Below are 13253 nucleotides of genomic sequence, written 5' to 3'. Positions count from 1 at the left end.
TGGTGTGCGAGTTGCGCGTTCCCACCGCACGCACCGCTCAACTCGCGCGGACGCACCGCTCAACTCGCGCGGACGCACCGCTCAACTCGCGCGGACGCACCGCTCAACTCGCGCGGACGCACCGCTCAACTCGCGCGGACGCACCGCTCAACTCGCGCGGACGCAACGCTCAACTCGCGCGCACGCAACGCTCAACTCGCGGCTAACCGCCGACTCCGGTGAGGACCGACATCGCCAGTTCGACGCGGGAACGCAGGCCGGTGCGGGAGAACAGGCGCGCCAGGCGGGATTCGACGCTCTTCTCACTCGTCCCGAGCACCGTGGCGATCTGCTTGTTCGTCAACCCGTCCGCGACCAGCACCGACAGCAGCTGCTCGTTCTCGGCGACCGTCTGCCTGCGGCCCGGCACCGGAACCCCGTGTTCCTGCATCAGGTTCCGCAACCGGGCGCGGTCGAGCAGCGCGCCGAGCTCACCGAGCAGGTCGTAGGCCTCCGGCAGCAGCGCCGGGTCACCGGCACCGTGCTGGACGAGTTTCGTGAGCACCGTGGCCAAGTCGTACGGGCGGCGATATTCCCGTGCCAGCGCGATGGCGTCGGTCGCCGCGGCCGTGTCTCGTTCGACGATCGCGCGGGCCAGCGCCAGGTTCAGCGCCGTCCCCGCGGTCCCGGACACCGTGGCCACCCGCTCGATCTCGCGCACCTGACGTCGCGCCGCGGCGAGGTCTTCGCGCTCGGCTTCCAGTTCGGCCAGGTGCAGCAACAGCCGGTCGGTTTCGACGACGAGACCGCGTTCCCCGGCGTACCCGAGCCCGGCCTGTAAGCGCTTTCTCGCCTGCACCGGCTGACCGAGCGCGCGATCGATCAGCGCTTCGGCACCGTCGAGCAGGTACGGCAGCGGCGGGTTGGTCTCCCGTGCCACGGCCAGCAGTTCGCGGCCTCCGGTGAGCCTGCCGCGGGCCAGCTGGATCGTCGCCGCCGCCTGGTGCAGGAACGTGTGGCTCAGGTCGTGGCCGCGCACGGTACCCGACGCGATGGCACGGCGCGCCAGTTCCATCGCCTGGTCGAACCGGCCTTCAGCGGCCGCGATGATCGCCCGCGACACCGGCGGAAGTTCGTTGTGTGCCGGCACCGGTTGCGGTCCTTCGAAACCGGTGGTGACGAGCCGGATCAGCGACGCGCAGCCGATGACGTCGCGCCGGCGGCGGTGCGCATCCTCCGGCAGTACCCGGCAGGCCTCGTCGATCGAGCGCAGGGCGAGCAGATGGCTGCCCGCGGCGAAATGTACCTGTCCGTCAAGGACAAGACCGGAGCACGCGGACACCGGATCGGCTTCCCAGGTGCTGCGCGACGTCGCCAGCAGCGCGCCGCATTCGCGCCAGCGGCCCAGCAGCAGCAGGGCGGTGGCGCGCGCGATGACCTGTCCCGAGTCGTCGTCGGCGGCCAGCAGTTCCAGCGATTCCGTGTCCCCGAGCGCGTGCGAAGCCAGCACGCACACCCGGTTCAGCTCACTGAATTGGTCGTCGGCGAGCTGCCCGGCGAGCTCGTGGCGGACGGTGTCCGCGGACGCCAGCGCCTGCCGGTAGTCACCATGCTCCAGCGAAACCGTGGCCTGGGTCAGCAACGTGCGCGCACGGTCCGGTTGCCCGGCCGGGAGGGCGGCCGCCGAACGCAGCCACCGGTCGTCATAGCCGTCCGCGCCGGCGCGGACGGCGCTGTGCACGAGATCGGTCCTGGCGCGCTCCGGATCGACGAGTTTTCCCGCGATCGCAAGCTGATCGGCCCGGTAACCGGGATCGTCGCAGCTGGCGTCCCCGTGCCACAGCGCGGTAATCGCCCGCTGCGCCAGGTGTCGCCGTTCGTACGGGCCCAGCTGCGCGGACAGCGCCGTCGCCAGTAGCGGGACCCGGAAACGCCAGCGCTGTCCACCGGCGCCGCGGCGCAGCACGCCCGCTTCGCACAGTTTCTCCAGCGCCTCATGGATGCCGGTCTCGGCGACCCCGACCGCTTCGCCGATCAGTTTCGGCGCCGCCTCGCCCAGCGGGTACAGCACCGCCGCTGCTTTCGCCACGGACCAGGGGAGCGACCCGGTGCGCCGGACGTTGAGCAGCAGCCCGTGGTTGGCGGGCAGGACGGCCTGGCGATGGCGCGGCGCCAGATGCGCGTAGCCGTCCACGATCCGGATCGACTCGCCGCGCCGGTACTCCTCCAGCACCGGGACGAGCGCGGCCGGCAGGCCACCGGTCAACCGTCGCAGATGGGCGACGAGTTCGGCGTCCGGTTTGGCCTTGAACTCGGCGGCCGCCAGCGCCGACATATCGGCGGCGCCCAGCGGGCGCAGGTGGATGTTGTCGACGAGATGGTTGTGCCGCAACCGGTCCAGCGCCGCGCAGCCCGCGGCGTACATGGCCGGTGGCACCGGAACCCGGACCGCGCACACGCAGCGCACGGTGGTGCCGGCGAGCAACCCGGCCAGCTGTTCAATCACCGCAAGGGAATGCGGGTCCGTCCATTGTGCATCGTCGATCAGCACGGCGACATTTCCCGCTGCCACAAGGGGTTCCGCGATCGCGGCGGCGGTGTTCTTCGGCGTGGTGGCCGCGTGGGTGCCGGTCATCGGATCGACCGGTGACCACCAGGTCGCGGGGGCCTCGGCGCCGTCGCGGGCCGGGCCACTGATCGACCGCAGCGCCGAATACAGCGGGGTCGGCACCGGGTTCGGGGAGATCCGCAGCACCAGCGGCCGGATCCCAGCCTCGGCGAGTGCGGAGCCGAGCTGGTCGAGCAGGGTGCTGCGGCCCGCCCCGGCCGGCCCGGTCACCACGGTCAGCGGTGGCCGGCCGGGGGCGGCGTCCAGCATTTTCGCCAATATCAGGCGGTTTCTCGTCGTGTCCGCGGGCGCGGCGGTGGCGGTCGGGTTCACCGGCCGCTCCGGCCGGCACGCAGCCTGCCCGGACACGGTTGCGCGCACGACGCCGGGTCCCCAGTCGCCGCCCGGCACCGATCTGCGGGGATTGTCATCGCCCTACCTTCCGGATGCGTCCGGTCCTCGAACGTACCGGCGACGGTGAAACGGCGGAACGTGAATGCCCATTCCGTCGCGGAAATTGCCCGTGCCGCCAGTACAGCCGTTACTCGCGAGGCGGGAAGGTTATCCCACACGGGGATGTGCGCTGTGGTCAGCGCTCGGCGCGCATCGCGCGGCCGTCCTTGTCGCAGCCGACGACGCCGCTGCCGCTCGTGCCGGTGTCGGCGAGGCAGTGCCAGCCCTCGACGGTCAGCGCGTGCGAGGTGCCCTCGGATTCCTGCGGCGCGCGCTTGAAGTAGTCCGTGAGCACGTCGATCACTTCGGTGCAGCCGGGGATGCCGGCGTCGGTGGCGGTGGCGACCCCACGCCAGACGTAATTGCTCTCTGCCGGCAACGGGCCGCAGTCGACGTCTTTGAGGTCGCTGGCGGCGTTCGCCGTGGTGTCGGCCGCCTTCGAGGTCTGCTTCGCGGTGGTCTTCGACGCAACGGGAGCCGCCGACGACGGCGCCACCTCGGAGGTGGCGGCCGGTGCCGTGGGCGCCGGTGCCGCGGAGCCCGCGGTGGTGGCACCACCACAGGCGGAAAGCAGCGTGGCGCCGGCGACGACCGACGTGAGCAGTCCGGCCCGGATCAGTGTGAATTTCATTGGTACGTATCCTTTCCCCTGTGCCTGTCCCCTCAACGGGATTCTCGATAAGGGAGACGTACGGCCGCTGGATCGGTTCTCGGAAATCGAGTTTCGGGCCGAACGTGCACCGGGTGCTGGCTCTTCGTCACCCGGAGCAGGGCTCGGTGGAGACGCATTTTGCCGGCGCGTATGGTTCCGCGCGAACGAGCACGATGGTGGGGCAGCATGGGTAATGCGCGGACGTTCCGGTCACCGGTGCTGAGCCGGCGTGCCGCGCTCACCGCGGCCGGGCTGCTTTTGCTTGCCGGGTGCACGCCCCGTTTCGACGGTGCCCGCGTGACGATCACGACCGGCAGCGCCGGCGCCGTCTACAACCAGCTGGGCGCGGCACTGTCCGCCGCGTGGGCTGCGGGTCTCGGGGTCAGTTCCGCGGTGGAGACGAGTGCGGGGTCTGGGCAGAATCTCGACCGGTTGCTGGCGGGCCAGGCGGATGTGGGAATCTCGGCGGCGGACGCCGCGGCTCTGCGCGCCACCGCACCCGACGGCGGGCGGCTGCGCGCGCTGGCCCGCTTGCACGACGACTACATACAAGTGGTGGTCCACGCGCGGACTTCCGTGAAGAGCCTGGCCGATCTGCGTGGCAAGCGGGTGTCGGTGGGGCTCGCGGACTCGGGGGTGTTGCTGATCACCGATCGCCTGCTGGCCGCCGCCGGCCTGTCCGGCGAACGCGACCTCGACCGCCGCCGCCTCAGCGTCGACGACGCGGTGAAAGCCTTGGCCACGGAACAAATCGACGCGTTCTTCTGGTCCGGCGGGTTGCCCACCGAGCAGGTGGCGGAGCTGGCCCAACAGGTCCCGATCCGGCTCATCGATCTCGCGGACACCCTGCCCGCGCTGGCCAAGAACTTCGACGTGTACGAGACGGCGAGCATGCCCGCGTCGGTGTACGGCCTGTCCGCCCCGGTGACCACGTTGCTGGTACCGAACTTTCTGCTCGTCACCGACCGGATGCCCGACCGGCTCGCACAGTCGCTGACGCAAGGGGTCTTCGACGCCCAGACGGCGCTCGCCGCCGCCAGCCCCGCCGCCCGCTCGGTGGATGTCCGCTCCGGTATCGAAACCGTGCCGATCCCGCTGCATCCGGGCGCCCGTGCCTATTACCGCGCAGCCCACTACGTCAGCGACTAGATTTTCCGCGCGAGTTGACCTTTCCCGGTGCGCGAGTTGCGCGTTCCTGCTGCGCGAGTTGCGCGTTCCCGCCGCACGCAACGCTCAACTCGCGGGCTCGCAACGTTCAACTCGCGGGCTCGCAACGCTCAACTCGCGGGCTCCCAACGTTCAACTCGCGGGCAGCTCCACCGACACCCGTAACCCGCCACCTTCGGGCAGGTCGAGGCGGAGCTTTCCGTGGGAGCGGTCGGCGATCTGCCGCACGATGGCCAGGCCGAGGCCAGAGCCGGACACGTTCTGTTGCGCGGGGCTGCGCCAGAACCGGTCGGTTGCCCTGTCCAATTCGGACGGATCGAGGCCCGGTCCGTGGTCGCGGACGGAGATCGTCACCCTGCTGCCGAGCCGGCGGGCGACGACCTCCACTTTGGACGGCTCGTGACCGACGCTGAACTTGACCGCGTTGTCCAGCAACGCATCCAGGATCGCGCCGACGGCACGGGGCACGGCGCGGACGGACAGTCCCTTGGGGATATCGGAAACCAGCTCGACATCGCGGGCGGCCGCCACCGGGCGCCAGGCGTGCACCCGCTCCTCGAGTGCGGCACTGGCGTCGGTCACGGTGGGGACGCTGGAGCCGGTTTCCGTTCTCGCCAGGGTCAGCAGGCCGTCGAGCACTTCGTTGAGCCGCTGGGCTTCGCTCACCGCCGCCGTGTACTCGCTGATACCGTCCTTGGTGACCGCCTCGTCGAGGTTGCGCAGCCGGATGTTCAACGCGGTCAACGGGTTCCGCAGTTGGTGTGAGGCGTCGGCGACGAAAGCCCGTTGCGCGGCAAGGACATCGCTCACACTGGCCGCCATGTCGTCGAAGGACCGGGCGAGCTGGCGCAGCTCGGGCGGGCCGGTGTCGGTCGCCGACGGTGCGAAGGTCTCGCCCTCGGCGACGGCCTTCGCGACCCGGCCGGTGGCCTCGTCGAGGCGGTGGATCGGGCGCAGGATCCAGTGCACCACCGGCAAAGCCAGCATGATCGCCACCGCCAGTGCGACGAGCGCCCCCGCCAGTACCAGCGCCCACCACACGAGCACCCGTTCGCGCAACGTCGCCGTCGGTGAGATGGTGACGACCGCGCCGCGCACCTCGCCGTCGACCATGACCGGCTCGGCCATCACCATGGGCCGGGAAACCCACGGCATGACCGTGCCGGTGTTCTCCGGCTGGCGGCCGGCCAGCGCGCCTTCGAGCGTGGACCGGACGGCGGGGTCGGTGCTCGCCGGGCCGGTGGTACCTGCGATCTGCTTGCCGTCACGGTCGACGATGAGCGAGGTGATGCCGTAGACCTCGTCGTACCGGTCCAGCACCAGCCCGATCCGGGTGGCCTGGCCGTCCACGAGGGGGCGTTGCGCGAGCGAGGCGAGCCGTTCGGTGATGGTGAGCCGGTCGAGGAACATGCGTTGCAGCTCGCTGTTCGCCAGGCTGATCGCGAGCGGGATACCGAGACCCAGCAGCACCGTCACCACGAGGGACAGCATTACTGGGAGCAGTCTTGAACGCACCGGAACACCTCAGGAATTCAGCACGACACGATCGCGCAGACTCGGACTTTGCCGCGTCTGCGCGATCGTGTCGTATTTTCCGATTCAGCCGGTGGCCAGCGTATCAATTGACCTCGAAGGGCCGATCACTGAGCGATTGGCATGACGACGCAGCCGCACTCGGCGACGGTCGAACCGGAAGAGTGGTCCGGCGATGTGGTGGCCGCGGCAATTCCGCATGCGGCCAGGGATGCGACGGCCAGGGCACCGAACAGTGCGGTGACCCGGCGTGCCAGGGAGTGCCTTTCTGTCATCAACATCTCCTTTTTCGATGTAGCCCGCGGTCAGCGGTCAATTGACCCCGAACGGCCGATCACTGGCGACGCTGAAGAACGAGAACTGGGTCGGGTCGGGGGGAGTGGAGGCCGCGAAGATTCCGTATGCGGCCAGGGATGCGACAGCCAGCGCACCGAAGAGCGCGGTGACCCGGCGCGCCAGAGATCCCCTTCCGGTCATCAGTTGATGCCTTTGAAGAAGACGAACTGGGTCGCGTCCAGGGGGGCGCCGTCGGCGTGGCCCCAGAACGAGAACTGGGTCGGGTCCGGCGGAGTGGAGTCCCCGAAAGCTCCGTATGCGGCCAGTGACGCGACTGCCAGGGCACCGAACAGTGCAGCGATCCGGCGTGCCAGGGACTGCTTTTCTTTCATCAACATCTCCTTAAATCGCGAGGTGGAATACCTCGCCGGAGAAATTACGCGCGTTGTTCGGTTGAGTTTCGTCACTGTGCCCGGAAGTCACTGCGCGATGCCCGTAACCACGAACTGGCGCCGCAATTCAGCCGACCGGTGTCACCACTGGACCGGCGGCGGGGGGCCGCCGAGACCACCGCCAAAGCCGGAAATGACCGGGGGCGGCGGGCCGCCGAGACCGCCGCCCAGCACGAACGCGAAAGCCAGCGCGGCGAACAGCGTGAGACTTCGTCGCATCAGGATGGTGCGACGGGAAGAGGCCTTGTCTTTCATGAACATCTCCTCGGCATGCGTGAGGTGGAATACGTCGCCGGGGAAGCTACCCGCGCTTTCCGCCGGGCTCCGTCACACTGCCCGGAAGTCGCTACCCCTTGCCCGCATCTGCCACGAGGTGTTCATTCCGCCGGTGCGGTCCGGACCACGCGGCCCACCAGGCGGTAACCGACGCCGCGCACCGTCACGATCAGGCCGGGCCTGCCCAGTTTGGTGCGCAGTGTCGCGACGTGGACGTCGAGCGTGCGGTTCGCGCCGGCCCAGGTCTCACCCCACACCTCGGCGATCAGCCGGTCACGGGGGCAGACCTCGCCGTCGGCGGCCGCGAGCATCGCCAGCAACTGGAACTCCTTGCGGGACAGGGCAATCGGCTCGCCAGCCACCGAAACCTCATGGCGGGGCAAATCGATTTCCACGTCCTGCAACCGCAACCGGTCCGAACGGGCAGCCTCGGTCGCCCGGCGCCGCCGTAGCACGGCGTCCGCCCGCGCGATCAGTTCGTCCACGTTGAACGGTTTCACGAGGTAGTCGTCCGCGCCGGAACGCAGGCCCAGGATCCGGTCGTCCACCTGGCCCTTGGCCGACACCACGATGATCGCCACGTCACCGCGGTCGCGGATGGCCCGGCATACGTCGAAGCCGTTCATGTCCGGCAGACCGAGGTCCAGCAGGACGACGTCCGCGTCGGCGGCCTTGGCGAGCGCCTCACGGCCGGTGCCGACCCAGTCGACGACTATGCCACGCCTGGCCAGTGCGGACCGGATCGCCGCGGCGACCCGAGCGTCATCTTCGACCAGTAGCGCGCGCACTCAGAAGCCTCCGCCTCAGTTCCGGTTACGGAAATACTGCTGCGTGCTTGCTGTGCGTGGCAATGCCACCGGGGGTCGTTTGCCCCGACAGGCGGGCATTCGCTGCCCCTCCGGCCAGGGCGCCGCGTCAGGCGACCAGGCTGCGGATCTGCTCGACCGCCACGGTCAGCGCGGGCAGATCGACCTTGCCGGAGCCCGCGAGCTCGTCGAGCACGAGCTTCGCCCTGGCGAGGCGGGGGCCGCTGACCTTCGCCCACGTTTCGATCCGGGTTTCGACCGGTTCGTCGCCGCCACCGGCGACCGCCACGCCCAGCGTGACCGCACGCAGTGAGGCGTACAGGTCGTCACGCAGCACGAGCCGGGCCAGCGAATGCCAGCGGTCGTCCCGGTCCAATGCGCTCACCGCGTCCTGCAGCTTGTCCATGCCGAGCCGGTCGGCGAGCGTGTAGTACAGCTCGGCGGCCGTGCGCGGGGTCGTCCCGTCGGCGGCACTCGCGACCTCGGCGATGTCCAGCAGGGGATAGGTGGCCAGCAGCGAGGCGATCTGGCGGGCGAGCGGTTCCGGCACCCCGATTTCGGCCAGACGCTGGGTTTCCTGCTCGACGGCGTCCCGTTCGTGGCCGCGGAGCAGGTCGGTGACCTCGGCGGCCAGTGGCCGCACGACCGGGGCGAACCGCGCGATCTCGGCGTCGACGTCCAGCGGCTGCGGCCGGTTGGACAGGATCCAGCGCGACGCGCGATCGAGCAGGCGGCGGGTCTCCAGGATCAACCGGTCGGTGACCGTGGTCGGCAGTGACGCCGCCGCCTCGTCGATCCGCTCCCACAGTGCGCGCAGGTCGTAGACCTCGGTCACCACGGCGAACGCGCGGACCGCGTCGGCCGAGTCGACCGACATCTCTTCCGCCAGCCGGAAAGCGTAGGTCAGTCCCGCGTTGTCGACGACGTCGTTGACCAGCAGCGTCGCGCCGATCTCGCGGCGCAGCGGGTGCCGCTCGATCTCGGCGGTGAGCCCTTCCCGCAGCGGGCGCGGGAAGTATTCCGGCACCCGGCGGGTGAAGGCGGCCTCGTCGAGCAGCTCGCTGGACAGAACGTCCGCCTTGAGGGCGAGCTTGACGTGGGCTAGCACGGTCGCCAGCTCGGGAGACGTGAGCCCCTCCCCGGCCCGTTCGAGCGCGGCCAGTTCCTTCTTGGCGGGCAACGCTTCCAGCTCGCGGTCCAGACCATGCCGGGTTTCTAGGTACCGGATCAGCCGGGCATGCACCGACAGCATCGCGGCGGCGTGAGACCGGCTGACACCCAGCATCTTGTTCTGCCGGGTGTTGCCGTCCAGCACCGTGTCCGCGACCTCATCGGTCAGCACGGCCAGCCTGCTGTTGCGTTCCTCGACGGAAAGCGCTTTCCCGGCGACCAGCTGATCCAGCAGGATCTTGATGTTCACTTCGTGGTCGGAGCAGGAAACCCCGGCCGAGTTGTCCAGCGCGTCGGTGTTGATCTTGCCACCGGCGCGGGCGAACTCGATCCGGCCGAGCTGGGTGAGGCCGAGGTTGCCGCCTTCGCCGACGACCTTGGCCCGCAGGTCCGCACCGTTGACCCGGACCGCGTCGTTCGCCTTGTCCCGTGCGTCGGCATGGGTTTCGGCCGACGACTTCACGTAGGTGCCGATCCCGCCGTTCCACAGCAGGTCCACCGGCGCACGCAGGACGGCCCTGATCAGTTCGGTGGGGGACAGGTGCGGGACGTCGTCGTCGATGCCCAGCGCGGCACGCAGCCGCGGGTTGAGCGGGATGGATTTCGCGGTACGCGGCCAGATTCCGCCACCCGCGCTGAGCTTGGCCTGGTCGTAGTCGGCCCACGACGAGCGCGGCAGCGCGAACAGTCGTTGCCGTTCCGCGAACGACACCGCCGGGTCCGGGTCGGGATCGACGAACACGTGGCGGTGATCGAAGGCGGCCACCAGCCGGATGTGGCGGGAGAGCAGCATTCCGTTGCCGAACACGTCGCCGGACATGTCACCGACCCCGGCGACCGTGAAGTCCTCGCGCTGCGTGTCCACCCCCAGTTCCCGGAAGTGCCGCTTGACGCTTTCCCACGCGCCACGGGCGGTGATCCCCATGACCTTGTGGTCGTAGCCCACCGAACCACCGGACGCGAACGCGTCGCCGAGCCAGAACCCGTACTTGGCCGAGACTTCGTTGGCGTAGTCGGAAAAAGTGGCCGTTCCCTTGTCCGCCGCGACCACCAGGTACGCGTCGTCCCCGTCGTGGCGGACCACCCGCTCCGGCGGCACGACCTGCCCGGCGACAAGATTGTCGGTGACGTCGAGCAGGCCCGAGATGAACATCCGGTAGCAGTCGACGGCTTCGGTCGCCAGCGCCCCGCGCCCGGCCGGGCGCTTGACGACGAACCCGCCCTTGGCGCCGACGGGCACGATCACCGCGTTCTTCGCCGCCTGTGCCTTGACCAGACCGAGGATCTCGGTGCGGTAGTCCTCCGGCCGGTCCGACCAGCGCAGCCCACCACGCGCCACCGGGCCGAAGCGCAGGTGCACGCCTTCCACCCGCGGTGAGTACACGAAGATCTCGCGGTGGGGCCTTGGTTCGGGCAGGCCGGGCACCTCGCGCGAATTCAGTTTCAGCGACAGCACGTGCTCCGCGCACGGCCCGTTCTTCTTGCCGCTGAAGGAAAAGTAGTTGGTGCGCAGCGTCGCGTGCACCAGACCGAGGTAGCCACGCAGGATCCGGTCCGCGTCGAGGCTGGTGACCTCGTCGACCATGCGGCTGATCTCGGTGTCGAGTTCTTCGGTCCGCTGCTCCCGGGCCTGGTCGTCGAGCTCCGGGTCGAACCGGGTCTCGAAGAGCCGGACCAGCGCGGTGGCCACCTGGGGATGGGACAGCACGGTGTCCTGCAAGTAACTGTCGCTGTAGGTGGTGCCGACCTGGCGCAGGTATTTGGCGTAGGCGCGCAGCAGCGCGGCCTGTCGCCAGCCGAGCGGGGTCCGCACCACGAGCGCGTTGAACCGGTCGGCCTCGGCGTCCCCGCGCCACACCGCGGCGAACGTCTCGGAGAACCGCGTCCGCACGTCCTCGTCCCGCCAGACACCGGTTTCCTCGTGTGCCAGGCCGAAATCGAAGATCCAGCGCGGGACGCTGTCCCACTCGATCTCGTACGGTCGCTCATCGACCACCTCGACGCCCATCCGGTCCAGCACCGGAAGTACCGCGGACAACGTGATCCGCGCGCCTCGCAGGTACACCTTGAACCGCGCTTCGCCCGGTTCGGCGTCCGGTGGGACGTAGACCGACAGCGACAGGTCCCCGTCGCCGGAAAGCGCTTGCAGGCGGCGCAGATCGGCCAGGCCCACCTCGGCGCCGAAGTCCTCTTTGTACGCTTCGGGGAACGCGCTCGCGTAGCGCTGACGCGATTCGGCCGTGCCGTCCGGGTCGGGCTCGGCGAGGATCGCGTCGATGAACCGGTCCTCCCAGGTACGCACCGCGGCGGAGATTTCCTCGTGGATGAGCGGAATATCCGGCTCGGTCCGGTGTCCGGGATCGGTGTGCACGACGAACTGGACGGCGGTCAGCGCCGCTTCACCCGCGCGCAGGGTGTGCTCGACGGACGTGCCGCCCAGCCGGGTGCGCAGGACCTGCTCCATCGCGGTGCGGGACGTGGTGGTGAACCGGTCCCTGGCGAGGTAGACCAGGCACGAATAGAAGCGGTGCCAGGGATCGCGCCGCACGAACAGCCGTGGCCGGTGCCGCTCGGCCGAGGCCAGCACACCGGTCGCGGTGTCGTGCAGGAACTTCCAGTCCGCGGAGAACAACTCGGTGCGCGGCAGGTCCTGCAGGACGGCGAGCATGCCCCGGCCGGAGTGGGAGTCCAGCGGGACACCGGCCTCGTGGATGGCGCGCTTGACGCGGTCCGAGACCACCGGGATGGTCGTGACGTCTTCGTGTTTCGCCGCGGTGGTGAAGGCGCCGACGAACCGGTGCGCGCCGGTGACCTCGGCACCGGCGAAGATCCGGACGGTCACCGAGAACGGCGTACCCGGACCGTGCACTGTGGACCGTCCGGTCGCTCTGGTCAGCTCCAGTTCGGCCCCGCCCGCGGCGTCCAGTCCGGCGAGAAGGCTGCTTTCCTTGCGCAGCAAGCCGATTCCGGGCCTGCCGGAGTCCGCGGTGAGATCGTCGAACCGGTAGCCGAGGAACATGAAGTGACCGTCGGCGAGCCAGCCCAGCAGCGCCGCGGTGTCCGGATCGGACAGTTCGCCCGCGAGGTCCAGTGCGACCGACCGCATTTCCTCGCCGGCGTCGATGACCTCGCGCACGTCGTTCAGCACCGAGGACAGCCGGTCACGCAGCTCGTCGAGCTGGTCTGGACCGCTGATCCGGTCGACCTCGACGCTGATCCACGACTCGACGATCGTGCCGGCCTCCGGGCGCTCCGGGTCGGCGTCGGGCAGCACTTCGGTCAGCGCGCCGGAAGAATCGCGCCGCACCACGACGATCGGGTGCACGACCCGCCGTACCCGGATGCCCTGATGGGCAAGCTCGTCGAGCACCGAGTCCACCAGTCCCGGCATGTCGTCGGTGACCAGCTGGAGCACCGTTGTCGGCGCCGCCGGATGATCGGTAGTCTCGATGCGCGTGGTGCCGGCTTGCCGTACCCGCGCGAGGGTCTGGTGCGCGCGGACGAGTTCGGTCTCCTCCGCGGTCGGCGCGCCGGCCGCGCGGTAATACAGCCGGACCAGCTCGTCGAATCGTGAGTCCGCAGTGGACTTCTCGTCGGTCACGGTCATGACACTGATCGCCTCTTCCCGGTTTCTGCCGGGAAAATCTGCCATCCCCTGCCGCGCTCCGCCAGGCTGTTTGAGCAGGACTTGACGTTTTGGGCGTGCCGGGTCCCCCGACTAAATTCCCGTCAAGCCGACATCAAGTCTCTCCTAAGCAGCGTTGCCGTGGTGGTAATCGCGCTCACATCATGTACGGCTATGGCGCACCGAATTTTTCCGCGCCGCCTGCCCGCTACGGACGAAGTCCCTGATACGCAGAGGAACTCTTCATGTCCCAACC

The 13253-nt window shown here is 69.4% G+C and carries 10 protein-coding genes; 1 reads left to right on the top strand and 9 read right to left on the bottom strand.

Annotated features, from left to right (window positions below; translation table 11 throughout):
• Nucleotides 1-202: 202 nt before the first annotated feature.
• Both GKO32_RS17915 and GKO32_RS17910 read right to left on the bottom strand, forming a co-directional pair.
• Nucleotides 203-2968 carry a helix-turn-helix transcriptional regulator gene (locus GKO32_RS17915; protein WP_154758025.1) on the bottom strand — a complete coding sequence of 922 codons (2766 nt, stop codon included), beginning with the start codon at nt 2966-2968 and terminating at the stop codon, nt 203-205.
• 208 nt (nt 2969-3176) lie between these two features.
• Nucleotides 3177-3671, bottom strand: coding sequence for a hypothetical protein (locus GKO32_RS17910; RefSeq protein ID WP_154758024.1), 495 nt, complete (start codon nt 3669-3671; stop codon nt 3177-3179).
• Nucleotides 3672-3878: 207 nt separating this feature from the next.
• Here GKO32_RS17910 and GKO32_RS17905 point away from each other — a divergent pair, with 207 nt between their 5' ends.
• Nucleotides 3879-4841, top strand: a complete 963-nt coding sequence (locus GKO32_RS17905; RefSeq protein ID WP_154758023.1) for a TAXI family TRAP transporter solute-binding subunit — start codon at nt 3879-3881, stop codon at nt 4839-4841.
• A gap of 150 nt (nt 4842-4991) precedes the next feature.
• Here the strand turns inward: GKO32_RS17905 and GKO32_RS17900 are convergent, their stop codons facing one another.
• From GKO32_RS17900 to GKO32_RS17870, 7 genes are all read right to left on the bottom strand, one after another.
• The gene (locus tag GKO32_RS17900) at nt 4992-6374 is read right to left on the bottom strand and encodes a sensor histidine kinase (RefSeq protein WP_312868034.1); all 1383 of its coding nucleotides are present in this window, start codon (nt 6372-6374) and stop codon (nt 4992-4994) included.
• A gap of 125 nt (nt 6375-6499) precedes the next feature.
• The gene (locus GKO32_RS17895) at nt 6500-6667 is read right to left on the bottom strand and encodes a hypothetical protein (RefSeq protein WP_154758022.1); all 168 of its coding nucleotides are present in this window, start codon (nt 6665-6667) and stop codon (nt 6500-6502) included.
• A gap of 37 nt (nt 6668-6704) precedes the next feature.
• Nucleotides 6705-6869 carry a hypothetical protein gene (locus GKO32_RS17890; protein ID WP_154758021.1) on the bottom strand — a complete coding sequence of 55 codons (165 nt, stop codon included), beginning with the start codon at nt 6867-6869 and terminating at the stop codon, nt 6705-6707.
• Nucleotides 6869-7060, bottom strand: coding sequence for a hypothetical protein (locus tag GKO32_RS17885; RefSeq protein WP_154758020.1), 192 nt, complete (start codon nt 7058-7060; stop codon nt 6869-6871). The genes GKO32_RS17890 and GKO32_RS17885 overlap by 1 nt, the downstream gene beginning before the upstream one ends.
• Nucleotides 7061-7201: 141 nt before the next feature.
• Entirely contained in the window at nt 7202-7375 is a 174-nt protein-coding gene (locus GKO32_RS17880; protein WP_154758019.1) for a hypothetical protein, read from the bottom strand.
• A 122-nt stretch (nt 7376-7497) separates the two neighbouring features.
• On the bottom strand, nt 7498-8184 hold the full coding sequence (locus tag GKO32_RS17875; protein WP_312868033.1) for a response regulator transcription factor: 687 nt from the start codon (nt 8182-8184) through the stop codon (nt 7498-7500).
• A 127-nt stretch (nt 8185-8311) separates the two neighbouring features.
• Nucleotides 8312-12979 (bottom strand): NAD-glutamate dehydrogenase, encoded by a 4668-nt coding sequence (locus tag GKO32_RS17870; protein ID WP_246243994.1) that lies wholly within the window; start codon nt 12977-12979, stop codon nt 8312-8314.
• Nucleotides 12980-13253: the final 274 nt, after the last annotated feature.

This window comes from Amycolatopsis pithecellobii, assembly GCF_009707865.1.
GTDB classification, from domain to species: domain Bacteria; phylum Actinomycetota; class Actinomycetes; order Mycobacteriales; family Pseudonocardiaceae; genus Amycolatopsis_E; species Amycolatopsis_E pithecellobii.
Note: the sequence above shows the minus strand (reverse complement) of the source record. Positions and strands in the feature narration are given on the sequence as shown.

Bases quoted from the DNA above. Each gene is read 5' to 3' on its own strand.
- GKO32_RS17910 (WP_154758024.1), bottom strand. From the start codon at position 3,671: ATGAAATTCACACTGATCCGGGCCGGACTGCTCACGTCGGTCGTCGCC.
- GKO32_RS17880 (WP_154758019.1), bottom strand. From the start codon at position 7,375: ATGAAAGACAAGGCCTCTTCCCGTCGCACCATCCTGATGCGACGAAGT.
- GKO32_RS17895 (WP_154758022.1), bottom strand. From the start codon at position 6,667: ATGACAGAAAGGCACTCCCTGGCACGCCGGGTCACCGCACTGTTCGGT.
- GKO32_RS17885 (WP_154758020.1), bottom strand. From the start codon at position 7,060: ATGAAAGAAAAGCAGTCCCTGGCACGCCGGATCGCTGCACTGTTCGGT.
- GKO32_RS17905 (WP_154758023.1), top strand. From the start codon at position 3,879: ATGGGTAATGCGCGGACGTTCCGGTCACCGGTGCTGAGCCGGCGTGCC.
- GKO32_RS17890 (WP_154758021.1), bottom strand. From the start codon at position 6,869: ATGACCGGAAGGGGATCTCTGGCGCGCCGGGTCACCGCGCTCTTCGGT.
- GKO32_RS17870 (WP_246243994.1), bottom strand. From the start codon at position 12,979: ATGACCGTGACCGACGAGAAGTCCACTGCGGACTCACGATTCGACGAG.